General features: G+C 65.7%; 17 protein-coding genes. 11 read left to right on the top strand and 6 right to left on the bottom strand.

Annotated elements, in window-relative coordinates; genetic code table 11:
• Positions 1–38: 38 nt before the first annotated feature.
• Entirely contained in the window at positions 39–587 is a 549-nt protein-coding gene (locus ACSHZY_RS07700) for a peroxiredoxin (protein WP_435167725.1), read from the top strand.
• A 7-nt stretch (positions 588–594) separates the two neighbouring features.
• On the opposite strand, the gene ACSHZY_RS07695 is transcribed toward ACSHZY_RS07700, so the two are convergent.
• Positions 595–1,494, bottom strand: a complete 900-nt coding sequence (locus ACSHZY_RS07695; RefSeq protein WP_435167722.1) for a LysR substrate-binding domain-containing protein — start codon at positions 1,492–1,494, stop codon at positions 595–597.
• Positions 1,495–1,591: 97 nt separating this feature from the next.
• Between ACSHZY_RS07695 and ACSHZY_RS07690 the strand changes: the two genes are divergently transcribed.
• Positions 1,592–3,100, top strand: coding sequence for a catalase (locus ACSHZY_RS07690; RefSeq protein ID WP_435167720.1), 1,509 nt, complete (start codon positions 1,592–1,594; stop codon positions 3,098–3,100).
• Positions 3,101–3,132: 32 nt separating this feature from the next.
• Here the strand turns inward: ACSHZY_RS07690 and ACSHZY_RS07685 are convergent, their stop codons facing one another.
• A complete protein-coding gene (locus ACSHZY_RS07685) occupies positions 3,133–4,149 on the bottom strand; it encodes a DUF6456 domain-containing protein (RefSeq protein WP_435167717.1) in 1,017 nt (338 codons plus the stop codon).
• 216 nt (positions 4,150–4,365) lie between these two features.
• Between ACSHZY_RS07685 and ACSHZY_RS07680 the strand changes: the two genes are divergently transcribed.
• Together ACSHZY_RS07680 and guaA are read left to right on the top strand one after the other, a co-directional pair.
• Positions 4,366–4,641 (top strand): DUF6477 family protein, encoded by a 276-nt coding sequence (locus tag ACSHZY_RS07680; RefSeq protein WP_435167714.1) that lies wholly within the window; start codon positions 4,366–4,368, stop codon positions 4,639–4,641.
• 40 nt (positions 4,642–4,681) lie between these two features.
• Positions 4,682–6,244 carry a glutamine-hydrolyzing GMP synthase gene (gene guaA / locus ACSHZY_RS07675; RefSeq protein ID WP_435167711.1) on the top strand — a complete coding sequence of 521 codons (1,563 nt, stop codon included), beginning with the start codon at positions 4,682–4,684 and terminating at the stop codon, positions 6,242–6,244.
• A 1-nt stretch (position 6,245) separates the two neighbouring features.
• Here the strand turns inward: guaA and ACSHZY_RS07670 are convergent, their stop codons facing one another.
• Positions 6,246–6,566: a YnfA family protein gene (locus ACSHZY_RS07670; protein WP_435167708.1), complete on the bottom strand. Its 321-nt coding sequence runs from the start codon at positions 6,564–6,566 to the stop codon at positions 6,246–6,248.
• A gap of 141 nt (positions 6,567–6,707) precedes the next feature.
• Here ACSHZY_RS07670 and ACSHZY_RS07665 point away from each other — a divergent pair, with 141 nt between their 5' ends.
• Genes ACSHZY_RS07665 through ACSHZY_RS07635 form a run of 7 tightly spaced genes read left to right on the top strand, consistent with a single transcriptional unit; the run spans position 6,708 to position 12,131 of the window.
• Entirely contained in the window at positions 6,708–6,953 is a 246-nt protein-coding gene (locus tag ACSHZY_RS07665) for a hypothetical protein (RefSeq protein WP_435167705.1), read from the top strand.
• Between the two features lie 42 nt (positions 6,954–6,995).
• Positions 6,996–7,907: a DMT family transporter gene (locus ACSHZY_RS07660; protein ID WP_435167702.1), complete on the top strand. Its 912-nt coding sequence runs from the start codon at positions 6,996–6,998 to the stop codon at positions 7,905–7,907.
• Positions 7,904–8,770 carry an ATPase gene (locus ACSHZY_RS07655; RefSeq protein ID WP_435167699.1) on the top strand — a complete coding sequence of 289 codons (867 nt, stop codon included), beginning with the start codon at positions 7,904–7,906 and terminating at the stop codon, positions 8,768–8,770. The genes ACSHZY_RS07660 and ACSHZY_RS07655 overlap by 4 nt, the downstream gene beginning before the upstream one ends.
• A gap of 28 nt (positions 8,771–8,798) precedes the next feature.
• Positions 8,799–9,716: a homoserine O-acetyltransferase MetA gene (metA, locus tag ACSHZY_RS07650; protein ID WP_435167696.1), complete on the top strand. Its 918-nt coding sequence runs from the start codon at positions 8,799–8,801 to the stop codon at positions 9,714–9,716.
• Positions 9,691–10,623 carry an alpha/beta fold hydrolase gene (locus ACSHZY_RS07645; protein ID WP_435167693.1) on the top strand — a complete coding sequence of 311 codons (933 nt, stop codon included), beginning with the start codon at positions 9,691–9,693 and terminating at the stop codon, positions 10,621–10,623. The genes metA and ACSHZY_RS07645 overlap by 26 nt, the downstream gene beginning before the upstream one ends.
• Before the next feature lie 37 nt (positions 10,624–10,660).
• Positions 10,661–11,527 (top strand): polyphosphate kinase 2, encoded by an 867-nt coding sequence (gene ppk2, locus ACSHZY_RS07640; RefSeq protein ID WP_435167690.1) that lies wholly within the window; start codon positions 10,661–10,663, stop codon positions 11,525–11,527.
• Positions 11,520–12,131: a TetR/AcrR family transcriptional regulator gene (locus ACSHZY_RS07635; protein ID WP_435167687.1), complete on the top strand. Its 612-nt coding sequence runs from the start codon at positions 11,520–11,522 to the stop codon at positions 12,129–12,131. Before ppk2 ends, ACSHZY_RS07635 begins: the two co-directional genes overlap by 8 nt.
• Here ACSHZY_RS07635 and ACSHZY_RS07630 read toward each other — a convergent pair.
• Genes ACSHZY_RS07630 through ACSHZY_RS07620 form a run of 3 tightly spaced genes read right to left on the bottom strand, consistent with a single transcriptional unit; the run spans position 12,128 to position 14,912 of the window.
• Complete coding sequence (locus ACSHZY_RS07630) at positions 12,128–13,201, bottom strand: ABC transporter ATP-binding protein (RefSeq protein ID WP_435167873.1); 1,074 nt, start codon at positions 13,199–13,201, stop codon at positions 12,128–12,130. The genes ACSHZY_RS07635 and ACSHZY_RS07630 overlap by 4 nt on opposite strands.
• Positions 13,202–13,230: 29 nt before the next feature.
• Complete coding sequence (locus ACSHZY_RS07625; protein ID WP_435167684.1) at positions 13,231–14,037, bottom strand: ABC transporter permease; 807 nt, start codon at positions 14,035–14,037, stop codon at positions 13,231–13,233.
• Positions 14,034–14,912 (bottom strand): ABC transporter permease, encoded by an 879-nt coding sequence (locus ACSHZY_RS07620; protein ID WP_435167681.1) that lies wholly within the window; start codon positions 14,910–14,912, stop codon positions 14,034–14,036. Before ACSHZY_RS07620 ends, ACSHZY_RS07625 begins: the two co-directional genes overlap by 4 nt.
• Between the last annotated feature and the right edge of the window lie 7 nt (positions 14,913–14,919).

Genomic DNA, 14,919 nt, shown 5'->3' with positions numbered 1-14,919 from the left:
GCCGGGGAGGAGCAGGCATTGCTCCAGAGGACGACAATATGCAGACGGGTGTGAAACTCCCTCAGGTGAACTTCCAGACGCGCGTGCGCGATGAAAGCATTGGCGGGCCGAACCCGTTCCGGTGGGAGATGAAGACGACGTCGGATTACTTCGGGGGCAAGCGCGTCGTGCTGTTCGCCCTGCCCGGCGCCTTCACGCCCACCTGCTCCACGTTCCAGCTTCCGGGGTTCGAGAAGGGCTTCGCCGACTTCCAGGCCTTCGGCATCGACGAGATCTATTGCCTGTCGGTCAACGACGCCTTCGTGATGAACCAGTGGGCGAAGTCGCAGGGGCTGGAAAACGTGAAGGTCATTCCGGACGGTTCGGGCGAATTCACCCGCCGCGTCGGCATGCTGGTGCGCAAGGACAACCTCGGCTTTGGCCTGCGGTCCTGGCGCTATGCCGCCATCATCAATGATGGCGTGGTGGAGGCGTGGTTCGAGGAGCCGGGCCTGTGCGACAACTTCTCCGACGACCCCTATGGCGAATCCTCGCCCGAGAACCTGCTGAACTGGCTGCGCGAGGACTTTAAGGCCACGGCGGCCTGAGAAGGCCCTAGCGGACCTGCGCCAGCCGCTGGTCCGCCGCCTGTTTCAGCGCCCCTGCCAGGGTGGTGAACCAGGGCTCCGCCGCCGCGCCGGCCCGCCCGATCAGCGCCACGTCGCGCGACGGTTGCGGGTCGGCAAACCGCACCACCCGCACCCGCGGATGCGCCGCCCGTTCGGTCGGGACGGCGATTTCCGGCAGGAAGGTGAAGCCCACCCCCTGCCCTACAAGCCCCGCCAGCGTCGACAGGGAGGAGGCGCCGAGGTCCAGCCGCGTTCCCCGCCGCTCCAGCCCGCAGACCTCCAGCGCCTGATCGGCCAGGCAATGACCTTCGTCCAGCAGCAGCAGATCCTCGGGGTCCAGCGCGACGGGCCGGAGCGCTTCGACGGATCCCAAAGCCTCCAGCCGGGCGGCGCTGCCGGCCAGCAGGAAGTGGTCGCGGAACAGCGGAACCTTCACCAGATCGGACGCGCCCACCGCCGTCGCCACCACGATGGCGTCCAGCGTCCCATCCTCCAGCCCCGCCAGAAGCCGATCCGTCTGCGCCTCCCTCAGCCGCAGCTGAAGCGGCAGGCGGGGCAGCAGGTCGGGCAGAAGATAAGGGGCCACCGTGGGGATGATGCCGATGTTCAGCCGTCCGCCCAGCGCCTGCCGCCGGGCCATCGCCTGGATCTCGATCACGTCGGCCAGAACGCGCGCGGCGCGGCGCGCCACCTCGCGCCCCGCCGGGGTCAACTGGATCGTGCGGCCCCGTTCGATGAGCGGGACGCCAAGGCCCGCCTCCATCTCGCGGATCTGCATGGACAAGGCGGGTTGGGTGACATGCACCCGCGCGGCCGCCCGCCCGAAATGGCGCGTTTCGGCCAGCGCGAGGAAGTAGGACAATTGGCGAAGGGTCAGCATCCTCATCAGCTAATCTGATCGATACCCAAAGTAAATTCTATTTTTATTTATGACGAACATGCGGCATCCAGCGGGGGACTGCCACTCGTGAAAGACGTAAAAGATGACGAACGATTCCAGACCCCGCCTCACCACGACGGCAGGCGCCCCTGTCGCCTCCAACAGCACGAGCCAGACCGCCGGCGCGCGTGGCCCTGTGCTGTTGCAGGATTATCAACTGATCGAAAAGCTGGCCCACCAGAACCGCGAGCGCATTCCGGAGCGGGTGGTGCATGCCAAGGGTTGGGGCGCCTTCGGGACCTTCAAGGTGACCAAGGACATCACCCACCTGTCCGCCGCGAAGGTGTTCGACACCGTCGGCAAGACGACCGAGGTGCTGACCCGTTTTTCGACCGTGGCCGGTGAACAGGGTGCGGCGGACGCCGAACGCGACGTGCGCGGCTTCTCCGTCAAGTTCTACACCGAGGAAGGCAACTGGGACATCGTGGGGAACAACACCCCGATCTTCTTCATCCGCGACGGCATCAAGTTCCCCGACTTCATCCGCACCCAGAAGCGGCACCCGAAGACCAACCTGCGCTCGCCCGAGGCGATGTTCGACTTCTGGTCGGCCCAGCCCGAATCGGTGCACCAGGTGACGATCCTGATGTCGGACCGGGGCATTCCGGTGAACCCGATGCACATGCACGGCTACGGCTCCCACACGTTCAGCGTCTGGAACAAGGACGGCGTGCGCCACTGGGTGAAGTTCCACTGGCGCTGCGAACAGCCGATCCGCAACTACACCAACGCCGAGGCCGAGGTGCTGATCGGCAAGACGCGCGAAAGCTATCAGGAAGACCTCTACAACGCGATCGACCAGGGGCGCTTCCCGAAATGGAAGCTGCACATCCAGGCGATGCCGGAAGAGGATGCGCTGACCACCCCCTACAACCCGTTCGACCTGACCAAGGTCTGGCCGCATGCCGACTATCCGCTGATCGAGGTTGGCGAGATGGAGCTGAACCGCAACCCCGAGAACTATTTCGTCTTCGTGGAAAACGCGGCCTTCAGCCCGTCCAACGTGGTGCCGGGGATCGGCTTCTCGCCCGACAAGATGCTGCAGGCGCGCATCTTCTCCTATGCCGACGCGCACCGTTACCGTCTGGGCACGCATTACGAGGCGCTGCCCGCCAACGCCGCCAAGAACGCCCCTGTGAACCATTATCACAAGGACGGCCCGATGCGCTTCTTCACCAACGATTTCGGCAATCCCGACGCCTACTACGAGCCGAACCAGCATGGCGGCCCGGTGGCCGATCCGGGCGTGCAGGAACCGCCGCTGAAGATCTCGGGCGATGCGGACCGGTATGTGCAGGAAGATTCGGACGCCGACTACGTGCAGCCGCGCGCGCTGTTCAACCTGCTGCCTGCGGATGAAAAGCAGCGCCTGTTCGACAACATGGGGGCAGCCATGGGCCCCTGCTCGGACGCGGTTAAGGAACGCTGGCTGGCCGTGCTGGGCCGCGTGCATTCCGACTACGAGGCCGGCGTCCGAGCTTCGCTGAAAAAGAACAGCGACGTGAACGCCATCTCTGTCACACAGGACACGCCGGTCGAAGCGGCCGAGTAAACGACAAAGGGGGCCGAATGGCCCCCTTTTCTTCATCCCACCATCGGCCCCCGGCCGTGATGTTCCGCGTAGTGGCGGCGCAACCTCTCCAGCCCGATGCGCAGCACCACCTTGCCCGACCGCGCGGCCCAGCCCATGCGCTTCTCGCAGGCCTCCAGCCCTTCCAGATAGCAGCAGACCCGCAGCACCACGTCGCCAAGGCCGGGGCCCAGATCGCGCAGCGCCATCGCCACGCGTTCGCGCGCCGCCGCCGGCCCGAAACCGCCCGCCCCGCCGCCCGTGCCGCGCGCGCCGCCGTCGAGGAACCGTTCCCAGTTCTGCGTCGTGTTCGGCATCATCTGCGCCAATTCGAAATCCTCACGCAGCCGCTCCGCTGCGGACACGAGTTCCGGCGACAGGAAGGGCTGGCCGTCCTTGTCGCGGCGGCGGCCCATCTGGGCCACGGGCGTTTCCACATGGCCGTAACGGGGAAATCGCTCCTCCGCCTCCGCCCCGTTCCAGTCGAAGCCGGCCGGCGCCTCGGCCATGCCCTGCCCCTGCCGCAGATGCGCGCGCCCTTCGGAGGACAGGGCATAGGTGCTGATCCGCCCGGCCTTGCGGCAGGTGATCCAGTCGCGCAGCACGAAGGCCTCCGCCACCTCGCGCGCGACGACGGCGATGCGCGCGGTTTCGCCATTGGGCAGTTCGCGCAGGACGACGGCTTTCTCCATCTCGGGGGCGAAGGCCAGAAGGGCTCCGGGCTCGGCCAGGCGGCGCAGGATGCGATGGGCCTCGGCGTCGATGGTGGCCGGGGTGGCGGGCAGGCGAACGGGCATCGTCATGGGGGCATCCTTGGCGCCGGAGTAGAGTGTGAGGGCCGAATCCATCAGAGGATCGTCGCGGCGGTTTTCATAGCGGCGGACCTGTCGCAGCACGGTGGAGGCGTGAACGCCTTCCCGTCGCGCGATGGACCGCAACGACAGCCCGCCGGCCACGTGATCAAGATAAAGGCGCGCCGCAGCCGGCAGCCAGTCAGGGTAAACGGGGAGGATCGGCCCAGCATGACCCATCGAACATTATCCTTGCCTGAGCCCATATGGGCCTTAGTTATGACACAATGTGACCATGAGGCTGGTTGGTTAGCAAAAGGTTAACCCTCGGTCCTATCAACTAAATTTATTGGAAAACTGTTAACAACGCTGCGTTGTAGCGTGCGGAGCCTTGCCGTCTTCGGCAACACCCGACAAATTGCGGCATAACGTGTCTTGCCACATTGGAGACACATTATGACCGACTTCCGCACCCTTCTGGCCGCCCTGTCCCGTCCCCGCCTTCTGGTGCGCGCCGCCCGTCTGGGGATCGAGGATTACCGCCGCGACCGCGACCTGCGCCGCCTGACCGACCACGCCCGCCCCGAATCGGCCCTGCCCCGCCTGCTGGAGCAGGAGGCCGTCATGGAGGCGACCCGCATGGCCGGCGACGCCTCTTATTGCGTGGCGCGGCACGTGGAGCTGCTGATCGCCCTGATGGCCGAGGCACGGCTGCAACCGAGGCTCGTCTGACCCCTTGCCAATAAGGGGTTTTGTGCCTAATGCCGGATCCATGACCCAGCATGACCGCCTTCTCATCATCGACTTCGGTTCCCAGGTGACGCAGCTGATCGCGCGCCGCCTGAGGGAGCTGAACGTCTATTGCGAAATCCACCCGTTCAACAAGGTCGACGACGCCTTCCTGGCCGAGTTCGCGCCGAAGGCGGTGATCCTGTCGGGCGGGCCGTCTTCGGTCTTTGCCGAAGGGGCGCCGATGCCGCCGGCCTCGGTGTTCGAGATGGGCGTGCCGATGCTGGGCATCTGCTATGGCCAGCAGGTGATGATGCACTGCCTGGGCGGCCGCGTCGAACGCGGGCACAACACGGCGGAATTCGGCCGCGCCTTCGTCACCCCGTCCGAGGAGCGTCTGCCCCTGCTGGAGGGCTGGTTCGGCGCCGCCGACGGCCGCGAACAGGTCTGGATGAGCCATGGGGACCACGTTTCGGCCATCGCGCCGGGCTTCAAGGTCTTCGGCACCTCGCCCAACGCGCCTTTTGCCGTGACGGCCGATCCGTCGCGCAACTTCTATGCCGTGCAGTTCCACCCCGAGGTGCACCACACCCCCAAGGGCGCCAAGCTGTACGAGAACTTCGTGAAGCTCGCGGGCTTCACCGGCGACTGGACCATGGGCGCCTATCGCGAGGAAGCGATCCGCAAGATCCGCGAACAGGTGGGCGACCAGAAGGTCATCTGCGGCCTGTCCGGCGGCGTCGATTCGTCCGTGGCGGCCGTCCTGATCCACGAAGCGATCGGCGACCAGCTGACCTGCGTCTTCGTCGACCATGGCCTTCTGCGGCAGGGAGAGGCGGAGCAGGTCGTGACCATGTTCCGCGACCACTACCACATGCCGCTGATCCATGCCGACGAATCCGAACTGTTCCTGGGCGAACTGGAAGGCCAGTCGGACCCGGAAACGAAGCGCAAGATCATCGGCAAGCTGTTCATCGACGTGTTCCAGAAGCACGCGAAGGAGGTGGGCGGCGCGACTTTCCTTGCCCAGGGCACCCTGTATCCGGACGTCATCGAATCGGTGAGCTTCTCGGGCGGGCCGTCGGTCACGATCAAGTCGCACCACAACGTGGGCGGCCTGCCGGAAAAGATGGGCCTGAAGCTGGTCGAGCCGCTGCGCGAGCTGTTCAAGGACGAGGTTCGCGCCCTTGGCCGCGAGTTGGGCCTGCCGGAAAGCTTCATCGGCCGCCATCCCTTCCCCGGCCCCGGCCTTGCCATCCGCTGCCCCGGAGAGATCACCCGCGAAAAGCTGGAGATCCTGCGCAAGGCGGACGCCGTCTATATCGACCAGATCCGCAAGCACGGTCTTTATGACGAGATCTGGCAGGCCTTCGTCGCCATCCTTCCCGTCCGCACCGTGGGCGTAATGGGCGACGGCCGCACCTATGATTTCGCCTGCGCCCTGCGCGCCGTGACGAGCGTGGATGGCATGACGGCGGACTACTACCCCTTCACGCACGACTTCCTGGGTGAAACCGCAACGCGGATCATCAACGAGGTGAAGGGCATCAACCGCGTGACCTACGACATCACCTCCAAGCCCCCGGGCACGATCGAGTGGGAATGACCTAGCCGCGGGGCGCGAACAGGATGATCGCCGCCCCGCACAGGCACAACGTCGCCCCGACCAGGTCCCACCGGTCGGGGCGCGCGCCCTCCGCCAGCCACAGCCACAGGACCGAGGCGGCGATATACACCCCGCCATAGGCCGCATAGGCCCGGCCCGCCGCGTCCGCCTCCACGCGCGTCAGCAGCAGCGCGAACAGGACCAGCGACAGCACCCCCGGCAGCGCCCAAAGCCCCGACTTCCCCAGCCTCAGCCACGCCCAGAAGGCGAAGCATCCGGCGATTTCGGCAAGGGCGGCAGCGGCATAGATCATTCCGGTCATGCCCGCATTCTGCACAACGGCGGTATTAACGCGACCGCAAAGCCAGCGGTTCCCAAAATTTTCGTGAATTCCCCCCTCGGTGCTGTGCCATTTGGGAGGGGCGTGGTATGCCCCGGACATATCAGAACAATCGGGCAAACGATGATCGACTTTGCAAGGCGCAGCGCCAGATGGCTGGCAACGGCGGAATACACGGTGATGATGGGGGCGGTGTGGCTGGGGCCGATGCCGGTCCCGATGTTCCGCGTGTCGGGCAACGAACCCTGCCGGATGGCGGTCCTTCTGACCCTTTGGGCGGCCACCACGGGCCTGACGCTGGCCGATCTGGCGTTCGGTGCCCTGCCCAGCCCCTACGGCGTCGTGAACTGGCTGCAGGCGCTGATCTGATTCCATCTCGCCCGGCGGAAACGGGGCTGCTAGGACTGCGGCATGGAACAACGCAGTCTTTCCCCCCGCAGCTGGGTCGATCTTGCCACCGTCGCCCTGTTCTGGGGCGGCTCGTTTCTGGCGATCCGTCTGGCGCTGGACAGCACCGGCCCGCATTGGGTGGTCGCGCTGCGCTGCCTCGGGGCCTTCGTGCTGTTGCTGGCCTTCATCCGGTGGCGCGGGCTGCGCCTTCCAACCGACGCGCAGTCCTGGGCGGGCTTCATGGCGCTGGGCCTGTTCAACAACGCCATCCCCTTCACCCTGATCACCTGGGCCGAGCTGACGGTCCCGAGCGGCCTCGCCTCCATCATCAACGCGTCCACCGCGATCTTCGGCGTGGTGATCGCGGCCATGGTGCTGGCGGATGAACGGCTGACGCCGCGGCGTCTGGCGGGCGTTCTGGTGGGCTTTGCCGGCGTCGTGATCGTCATCGGGCCCAGCCTGCTGGGGCAGATCGACCTCACCTCGGTCGCGCAGCTGGCGCTGGTGGGGGCCGCGCTCAGCTATGCGGTGTCGGGGCCGATCGGACGGCGCGTGGGCCAGGGCCTTTCGCCTTTGGTCGTGGCCACGGGGATGCTGGGCTGTTCCGCGCTGATCACCACGGTGATGGCCGCCTTGGTCGAGGGGGTTCCTGCCGTCCCCACCCTGACCGGTGGCCTCGCGCTTCTGTATCTGGCCGCACCATCGACGGCACTGGCCTACCTCATCTATTACCGTCTTCTGGCGACGGCGGGCGCCGGCAACACCAGCCTTGTCACGCTGCTGGTGGCTCCGATCGCCGTTCTTCTGGGCGCGCTGGTGCTGGACGAAGTTCTGCCTCTGCGCGCCTTTGCCGGTTTCGCCGCCATCGGCCTTGGCCTTCTGATCCTGGACGGCCGCCTTCTTTCCCGTTTGCGAACACGGAGCCCGCGATGACCCTGCCCACCCCCGACGCCTGGCGCACCGATCCCAAGCGCGTCCTGCTGTTCGGCATGTCCGGCCTTGGCAAGACCCACATCGCCAGCCTGCTGCGCGGCAGCGGCGACTGGTTCCATTATTCCGTCGATTACCGCATCGGCACCCGCTACATGGGCGAACACATCGCCGACAACTTCAAGCGGGAGGCGATGAAGGTCCCCTTCCTGCGCGAACTGCTGATGACGGATTCGGTCCATATCGGATCCAACATCGCGTTCGAGAATCTGGCCCCCCTGTCCACCTATCTGGGTAAGCCCGGAGATCCGGCCAAGGGCGGCCTGCCCATCGACGAATACCGGCACCGCCAGGACCAGCACCGGCACGCCGAGATCGCCTCGCTTCTGGACACGACGCATTTCATCCGCCGCGCGGGGGAGCTTTACGGCTATGCCAACTTCGTCTGCGATTCGGGCGGCTCTATCTGCGAGGTGGTCGATCCCGACGATCCCGACGATCCCGTCCTGCGAGAGCTGTCGTCGAACCTGCTGATGGTCTGGATCAAGGGGTCGGAGGCGCATACCGCCGAACTCGTCCGTCGCTTTGATCGCGCGCCGAAGCCGATGTATTACCAGCCCGCCTTCCTGACCGCCTGCTGGACGGCCTACCTGGCGGAAAAGGACGTGACGGAAGCCCGGGTCGATCCGGACGACTTCATCCGCTGGACCTATGCCCGCGCGCTGGCCCACCGGCAGCCGCGCTATGCCGCGATGGCCCGCTGGGGGGTGACGGTGACGGCCGAACAGGTGGCCGGACTGCGCGATGCCGAAGGTTTCAATGCCCTGATCGCGCAAACGCTGGAAAATCCCGCCGCGCCCGCATAGATACGCGTCTTCGAAACGAGGTTCCATCATGCCCATCACCCTGCCCGAAAACCTTCCCGCCTTTGACATCCTGTCGAACGAAGGCGTGATGGTCATGTCGCCGGGCCGGGCGGCCATGCAGGACATCCGTCCGCTGCGCATCGGCCTTCTGAACCTGATGCCGAAGAAGATCCAGACCGAGAACCAGTTCGCCCGCCTGATCGGATCCACCCCCCTGCAGATCGACCTGCACCTGATCCGCATGACCGAACACCAGACCAAGAACACGGCCGCCGAACACATGGCCGAGTTCTACCGGTCCTTCGAGGAGGTGCGGCACGAGAAGTTCGACGGCCTGATCATTACCGGCGCCCCGATCGAGCATCTGCCCTTCGAGCAGGTCACCTATTGGGAGGAATTGCGCGAAGTCTTCGCCTGGACGCAGACCAACGTGCATTCCACCTTCGGCGTCTGCTGGGGCGGGATGGCGATGATCCACCACTTCCACGGCGTGCAGAAGCACATGCTGGACGCCAAGGCCTTCGGCTGCTTCCGCCACGACAACCTTGCCCCCACTTCGCCGTATCTGCGGGGCTTTTCGGACGAATTCGTGATCCCCGTCAGCCGCTGGACCGAGATGGACCAGCGCGAGATCGACGGCAAGCCGGGGCTGGTGACACTTCTCGGCTCGGACCGCACGGGGCCGTGCCTTGTGGAGGATGCGGCGCATCGTGCGTTGTATATCTTCAACCATTTTGAATACGACAGCGACACGCTGAAGCAGGAATACGACCGCGACGTGGCCTCCGGCACGCCCGTGTCGGTGCCCGAGGATTATTATCCCGACAACGATCCGTCCAAACGCCCGCGCAACCGCTGGAGAAGCCACGCGCATCTTCTGTATGGCAACTGGATAAACGAGATCTACCAGACCACGCCCTATGATATTCAAACGATCGGCGCTTAGCCTTTGCCTGCTGCTGGGGGCCTGCGGGCCGCTGGCCAATGCCCGCGCCGAACGGATCGAGGCGCGCAATCCCCCGCACGGGCAACTGCTTCGGGTGAGGGATGCAACCATCCATGCCGAGATTTCGGGCCACGGGCCGGACGTGGTGCTGATCCACGGCGCCAGCGGATCGACCCGCGACATGGAGGATCTGGCCCGCCGCCTGTCCGACCGTTATCGCGTGATCCGGCTGGACCGGCCGGGCCTCGGCTATTCCTCGGATCTGGGCAAGGACGGCAACAGCCCGCTGGTGCAGGCCGACTACATGCGGGCGGCGGCGACGCAGCTGGGCGTGCGGGACCCGATCGTGCTGGGCCACAGCTATGGCGGCGCCGTGGCCATGGCCTGGGCGCTGGAGGATCCGGCCCATACGCGCGCCGTGGTCCTGCTGGCAGGCGCGGTGCTGCCTTGGGACGGGGGCCTTGACTGGCTGTCCCGCTTCGCCTCCACCCCCGTGGGGGAGGCGACGGTGGAGCCCTTGGTGGCGGCCTTCATGCCGGACTGGGCGCTAAACCGGGTCGTGGACAACCTGTTCCAGCCGAACGAGGCGCCGCCCGGTTATGCCGCCGACACGGACGCGGAACTGGCCTTGCGGGTGGACACGATCCGCGCGAACCTGCGGCAGCTGAACGCGCTGAAGGCGCATCTGTGGCTTATGGCCCCGAACTACCGCCGTCTGCACATGCCGATCGAGATCGTGCACGGGTTGAAGGACGGGATCGTGGATTACCGGATCGAGGCCCTTCAGATGACGGCGCTGCCCAATGTCCGCGTGACGGCCGCCCCCGGTGTGGGTCACATGGTGCATCACGTCATTCCCGAAGAAGCCGTCGCCGCGGTGGACCGCGCCGCCGCGCGCGCCAAGTGATGCTGGACATCCTGCGATCCACGAAAAGGAGCCTGCCATGACCCTGCCCTTCGACGGTGCCATCACCCGTTATCTGGAAGACGGCGCGCCCGCCGATATCCGCAAGGCCATCCGCAAGGCCGACAAGGACGACATCCTCGCCGCCGACTGGCCGTGGGAGGAGGAGATGCGCCGCAAGGATTACGAAGCGCAGATGGACGGGCTTCAGCGCCAGCTGGTCCGCATGGCGGCCGACGTGAAGGCGACGGGCAAGCGCGTTCTGGTCGTGTTCGAAGGGCGCGACGCGGCCGGCAAGGGCGGCACGATCAACGCGATCCGCGAAAACCTGAACCCGCGCGTGGCCAATGTCGTGGCCCTCGCCTCCCCCACCGATCGGGAAAAGGGGGAATGGTATTTCCAGCGCTACGTCCAGCGCCTGCCGGCCGAGGGGGAGATCGCGCTGTTCGACCGCAGCTGGTACAATCGCGGCGTGGTCGAAAAGGTCTTCGGCTTCTGCACCGACGCCGAGCGCGAACGTTTCTTCCGCCAGACGCCGGAGTTCGAGCGCATGCTGGTGGAGGAAGGCATCGTGCTGGTGAAGCTGTGGCTGAACGTCAGCCGCGCGGAACAGTTGCGCCGTTTTCTTGCGCGCGAGGCCGATCCCCTGAAGCAGTGGAAGCTGAGCCGGGTCGATGTCGAAGGGCTGGCCCGCTGGGACGAATACACCCAGGCCATCGACGAGACGCTGGAGCGGACGCACACCGACATCGCCCCTTGGACCGTCATCCGCTCGGACGACAAGAAGCGGGCGCGGATCGTCGCGATCCAGACCGTGCTGCGCGCCGTCGCCTATGAAGACCGTGACGACGCCCTGATCGGCACCCCCGATCCCCGCATCGCAGGGGGACCGGAGATCCGTGGCTAGGCGCGGCTATCACCACGGCAACCTGCGCCAGGCGCTGGTGGAGGCGGCGCTGGCCCTGATCGCGGAAAAGGGCCCGCAAGGCTTCACCCTGTCCGAAGCGGCGAAGCTGGCCGACGTGACCCCCGCAGCCGTTTACCGCCATTTCGCCGGGCGGGACGAACTGATCGTGGAGGTGGCCCGGCAAGGCTATGACATCTTCGGCGCGCTGATGACCTTCGCCTTCGACGAGGGGCGCCCGTCCGCACTGGCGGCCTTCGAGGCCGTGGCGCGGGCCTATTTGGCCTTCGCCCGCAAATATCCCGGGCATTACATGGCAATGTTCGAAAGCGGCATCTCGGTCCAGCGGCACGCCGATCTGGCCAAGGCGGCCGAAACCTGCACGGCGGTGCTGGAGCAGGCGGCCGCGCGGCTGTCGGTTCACATCCCGCCGGAAAAGCGCCCGCCGCCGGCCATGTTCTCGGCCCATGTCTGGGCGCTGAGCCATGGGGTCGTGGAGCTGTTCACCCGTGGCGACGCCCGATCCCCCTTCCCGGCCGAGGATCTTCTGGAGGCCGGGATCGGGATCTATCTTCGTGGCCTTGGCCTGTTGCCGCAGGACGTCTAGCGGAACAGGATCAGGGCGCCCGGGCTCCACCCCACGCGGACGCGCATGCCCAGATCGAAGACCGGGCGGCCGAACACGTTGCGCGCGGACAGGCGGACAGGCTTTGCGGTCCCGTCGATCCGGACGTCGTAATAGGTCATGTCGCCATAATAGACGACCTCCTCCACCGTGGCGGACACCTCACGGTCCGCAGCGGTCTGGCCCTCGTAAAGCAGGGTCAGGATTTCCGGGCGGAAGCCGATGGCAGTTCCCGTGTCGGCGTCGTCCGCGACCTGATCCGGGGTGAAGATCAGACGGCCGAAGCCTTGCGCCTCCACCTCCACCGCGTGATCGGATTCAGACAGGACCTCGGCCGGCAGGAAGTTCATCGTGCCGATGAATTCGGCCACGCGGCGGGAATTCGGGCGGCGATACAGGGTTTCGGCGTCCGACAGCTGGGCGATTTCCCCTTCGAACATGACGGCGATGCGGTCGGACATGACCAGCGCCTCTTCCTGGTCGTGGGTGACCAGAACGAAGGTGATGCCGACCTGCCGCTGCAGGCGGATCAGTTCGACCTGCATCTGTTCGCGCATCTTCTTGTCCAGCGCCGACAGGGGTTCGTCCAGCAGCAGCACCTTCGGCTTCAGGATCAGCGCCCGCGCCAGCGCCACGCGCTGCCGTTGCCCGCCCGACAGCGCATGCGCCGCCCGCGCGCCATAACCCTTGAGGCCGACCATGGTCAGCGCCTCCTCCACCCTTTGCGCCAGTTCCGTCTTGGGCAGACGCTGGCGGCGCAGGCCGAAGGCCACGTTCTCGGCCACGGTCAGATGCGGGAAGATGGCATAGCTTTGGAACACCATGTTGGTGGGCCGCTTGTTCGCCGGCACGTCCGCCATGTCGCGCCCGTCCACCAGCACGACGCCTTCGGAGATGCCTTCGAACCCCGCGATGGTGCGCAGCAGCGTGGTCTTGCCGCAGCCCGACGGGCCAAGAAGCGAAAAGAACTCCCCCTCCCGGATGGTGGCGCTGATGCCGCGCAAGGCGTGGTAGTCGCCGTACCACTTGTGGACGTCCCGAAACTCGATCATCGGCTTGTCGGACTTGGGGGATTTCGGGATCACAGGAAGCCTCCGGTATCCTTGCCGCCGGTTTTCGCGATGCCGCGACGGCGGTAATATTCAGCAGCGGTCAGAAGCAGCACCGACAGGGCGACAAGGATCGTGCCCAGGGCCATGATCACCGGCACCGAAGCCGGGAAGCGGAACTGCGAGAAGATGTAGACGGGCAGCGTCACCTGCGTGCCGCCAAGGAAGAAGGCGATGATGAACTCGTCCAACGACAGCGTGAACGAGATCAGCATGGAGGAGATGATCCCCGGCATCACCAAGGGCAGGATCACCAGCCGGAAGGCGCTGAACGGCGTTTCGCCCAGATCATAGGCCGCCTCCTCCAGCGACCGGTCAAGGCCCTGGAACGCCGAGGTGAGGATCGCGATGGCGAAGGGCGTCGTCATCAGCACATGGCCAAGGATCACGGTGAAGATGGACAAGGGCACGCCCAGGCCCAGCAGCACCACCAGAAGCGACACGGCCACGATGATTTCCGGCAGGACCAGCGGCAGCATGATCAGCCCCATCACCGGCGCCTTGCCCGGAAAGCGGTAGCGGGTGGAGGCGCGGGCCGCCAGCACGCCCAGCACCGTCGACAGGATGGCGGTGGACACCGCGATGATCATGGAATTCTTCAGGGCGGGCCACAGGCCCGGCTCGCTCCACATCTGGACGAACCAGCGGGTGGTGAAGCCCTGCAGCGGGAAGGCGATGACCGTGCCGTCGTTGAAGGCGAAGATCGGCAGCAGCACCACCGGCGCATACAGGAACAGCAGATAGCCGATCGTGTAGATGCGGAAGATGCCCCCCCTCATTTCGTTCCTTTCAGATAGCGGCGGGTGAACAGCAGGAAGACCGCGCTGATCACCGCCACGATGCCCATGGCCGAAATCGCCAGCGCCGATCCCAGCGGATAATTGTCAAGGCGCAGGTATTGCAGCTGGATCAGGTTCGCAACCATCCGCCCTTCCGGCCCGCCCACCAGCTGCGGCGTCACGTAATCGCCGATGGTGGGGATGAACACGATCAGGACGGCCGCCACCACGCCCGGCATGGCCAAAGGCAGCGTCACGCGCAGGAAGGTCACGATCCGGGATTCCCCCAGATCCTGCGAGGCTTCCAGAAGCGACCGGTCGATCTTTTCCAGCGCCACGAAGATCGGCAGGATCGCGAAGGGCGCATAGGCGTGCGCCAGCGTGATGACGACCGAATTCGTGTTGTACAGAAGGAAGGTCAGCGGTTCCGAGATGACACCGAACTTCATCAGCCCCGCGTTCAGCACGCCGTTGTAGCCGAGGATCACCTTCCACAGGAACACGCGGATCAGGTAGCTGGTCCAGAACGGAATGGTGATCAGGAACAGCCAGGTGGACTTGCGGCTTGGCTCCACGTGGAAGCTGACGAAATAGGCCACGGGAAAGGCCAGCAGCACCGTGGCCACCGTTACCAGAAGCGACACGGCCAGCGACCGCAGCATCACCCCGCGATACAGGGGATTGGTCCACGCCTCATGGTAGTTGGCCCAGGTGAACTGGTGCAAAATCTCCAGATAGCCGTCCGTCAGGACGCTGTAGACGACCAGAAGCAGCAGCGGCGCAAGCAGCAGCAAAAGCGCATAGATCGCAGGCGGCGCGATGAGCAGGAGGCCGCCTTTCGCCTCTGCCCCGGCGCCTTGGGCGCGTCGTGCCATGGATCCC

It is taken from the genome of Falsirhodobacter sp. 1013, from assembly GCF_051195255.1.
Taxonomy (GTDB): Bacteria; Pseudomonadota; Alphaproteobacteria; order Rhodobacterales; family Rhodobacteraceae; genus Falsirhodobacter.
The sequence above is the reverse complement of the archived record's forward strand: the minus strand, read 5'-3'. Positions and strand labels throughout refer to the sequence as shown.

Excerpts from the sequence above, each read along its gene's own strand:
- ACSHZY_RS07665 (WP_435167705.1), top strand. The coding sequence starts at position 6,708 with ATGATCGACTTTGCAAGGCGCAGCGCCAGATGGCTGGCAACGGCGGAA.
- ACSHZY_RS07620 (WP_435167681.1), bottom strand. The coding sequence starts at position 14,912 with ATGGCACGACGCGCCCAAGGCGCCGGGGCAGAGGCGAAAGGCGGCCTC.
- ACSHZY_RS07670 (WP_435167708.1), bottom strand. The coding sequence starts at position 6,566 with ATGACCGGAATGATCTATGCCGCTGCCGCCCTTGCCGAAATCGCCGGA.
- ACSHZY_RS07685 (WP_435167717.1), bottom strand. The coding sequence starts at position 4,149 with ATGGGTCATGCTGGGCCGATCCTCCCCGTTTACCCTGACTGGCTGCCG.
- ACSHZY_RS07645 (WP_435167693.1), top strand. The coding sequence starts at position 9,691 with ATGATATTCAAACGATCGGCGCTTAGCCTTTGCCTGCTGCTGGGGGCC.
- ACSHZY_RS07625 (WP_435167684.1), bottom strand. The coding sequence starts at position 14,037 with ATGAGGGGGGGCATCTTCCGCATCTACACGATCGGCTATCTGCTGTTC.
- metA (WP_435167696.1), top strand. The coding sequence starts at position 8,799 with ATGCCCATCACCCTGCCCGAAAACCTTCCCGCCTTTGACATCCTGTCG.
- ACSHZY_RS07655 (WP_435167699.1), top strand. The coding sequence starts at position 7,904 with ATGACCCTGCCCACCCCCGACGCCTGGCGCACCGATCCCAAGCGCGTC.
- ACSHZY_RS07700 (WP_435167725.1), top strand. The coding sequence starts at position 39 with ATGCAGACGGGTGTGAAACTCCCTCAGGTGAACTTCCAGACGCGCGTG.
- ACSHZY_RS07695 (WP_435167722.1), bottom strand. The coding sequence starts at position 1,494 with ATGAGGATGCTGACCCTTCGCCAATTGTCCTACTTCCTCGCGCTGGCC.
- ppk2 (WP_435167690.1), top strand. The coding sequence starts at position 10,661 with ATGACCCTGCCCTTCGACGGTGCCATCACCCGTTATCTGGAAGACGGC.
- ACSHZY_RS07660 (WP_435167702.1), top strand. The coding sequence starts at position 6,996 with ATGGAACAACGCAGTCTTTCCCCCCGCAGCTGGGTCGATCTTGCCACC.
- ACSHZY_RS07690 (WP_435167720.1), top strand. The coding sequence starts at position 1,592 with ATGACGAACGATTCCAGACCCCGCCTCACCACGACGGCAGGCGCCCCT.
- ACSHZY_RS07630 (WP_435167873.1), bottom strand. The coding sequence starts at position 13,201 with ATGATCGAGTTTCGGGACGTCCACAAGTGGTACGGCGACTACCACGCC.
- ACSHZY_RS07680 (WP_435167714.1), top strand. The coding sequence starts at position 4,366 with ATGACCGACTTCCGCACCCTTCTGGCCGCCCTGTCCCGTCCCCGCCTT.
- guaA (WP_435167711.1), top strand. The coding sequence starts at position 4,682 with ATGACCCAGCATGACCGCCTTCTCATCATCGACTTCGGTTCCCAGGTG.